Annotated in this window: 1 protein-coding gene; it reads left to right on the forward strand. The window is 63.3% G+C overall.

Annotated features, from left to right (window positions below; genetic code table 11):
• The first annotated feature begins 486 nt into the window (after positions 1-486).
• A complete protein-coding gene (locus AB0D27_RS45470) occupies positions 487-1,401 on the forward strand; it encodes a hypothetical protein (protein WP_362521540.1) in 915 nt (304 codons plus the stop codon).
• The last annotated feature ends 71 nt before the right edge of the window (positions 1,402-1,472 follow it).

A 1,472-nucleotide genomic window follows, 5' to 3' on the forward strand; every position in this document is an offset into this window, starting at 1 on the left:
TCGCCATCCCGCCCACGGCGACGCCACCCGTCGCCCTCGCGGCCCTCCAGGCTCGAGTCCTCGCCCAAACCAGCGAGCCCCACAACAAGATCAAGGCAACGTGTTAATGATCTGCAAGCCCTTAGCCGCGACCACCCGGCTTTTGCCCACCCCCACTATCTGCTCGCTGACTACCTTGAACAGCACGGCCGCACCGTCCGTGGCAACACCCCAGCACCCGCCGCTCTGTGGTCGGCCCTTGTCGACCACGCCAGCCGCGTCGACCTCCCCTTGCTCGCCCAATCGGCCAGCGATCGGGGTCTGATGAGGCTGGCCATCCAGCTCTGGAGTACAGCCGCCGAAGCCGGTGACTCCACCGCATGTCTCCAGGCTGCGGAAACCCTGGCAGAGGCCAGCAGGATAGAGGAGGCACTGCCGTGGTTCCACCGCGCCTGCGAGCTGTACTGCGAGAGGCCAGAGACGGGCCAACCCGGGTTGTTGTGGTGGGTGCACAACAAGCTGGTGCAAGCGGGATATCCGGAACTTCCTGGGGTCGGCGTCGCCGCGTTGCATAAGAGCGTGGCTGCAAACGGTTCTGCATGGGTCGTGTCTGCAATTGCCAAGGGAATTCGGGATAGAGAGGGGCTGGAAGAGGTGCTCGCCTGGCTACGTGACGCTGCAGAGATAGGGAACGCCTCCGCAACCAGTGCGGCCGTTGAAATTCTGATCGAAGTAGGCCGCGACTCCGAAGCCCTCAGTTGGTTCCAACGCGCCGCTGCAAGCGGGCGTCTCGAAACGGCATACGAGGCGAGCCTCGCCGCGGCCGAGGTACTGAAGAAAGCGGGTCGTATCGACGAATCACTCACCTGGTACCAACGCGCCGCCTCAGCAACCGGACTACCCGAGTGGCTCCGCGACGCGCCCCTTGGAGCGGCCTGCGGGGCGGCCATGATGCTCCAGGAGGCAGGCCGTACAGGAGACATACCCGCCTGGCTGTGGCAGCGTGCCGAAGCTGGCGATGCCCTCACCATGATCACGCTCATCACGGTGCTGGAGGAGGCGGGCAAGAACGATGAACTGTTCGCCTGGTTGCGGGTCCGCGCGGAGAGAGGCGACCCACTGGCTATGTATGCGATGGCTCGCGGTTTGAAGAACATTCTTGGCCGTTCCGAAGAAGCAGAATATTGGTTTCAGCGCGCCATTACCTACTTTCAGAGCCTCGAAGGCGCGCAGACCTGGCACCGCAGGCTCAAAGAGTGGAGCGGCGATGAATTTTCGGACGGACCTACGGCGCTAGAGTTGACGGTCGACATGCTGGAAGTAACCGGCCCTGCCGAGGAAGCTGACGCCTGGATCCGGGACCGCGCCGAAGCAGGCGATCGTACCGCCGCCAAAGAACTAGTGTCCTGCGCCAGTAGTTGATCGTTAGAAGTTGCATGACTTCTGCTGCTGGTGCGTCAGTTCCTCGTCGGGGCCCCAAGTTGGAGCCGTTG

Origin of the sequence: Streptomyces sp. NPDC048415, from assembly GCF_040651675.1 — a bacterium.
GTDB lineage: Bacteria > Actinomycetota > Actinomycetes > Streptomycetales > Streptomycetaceae > Streptomyces.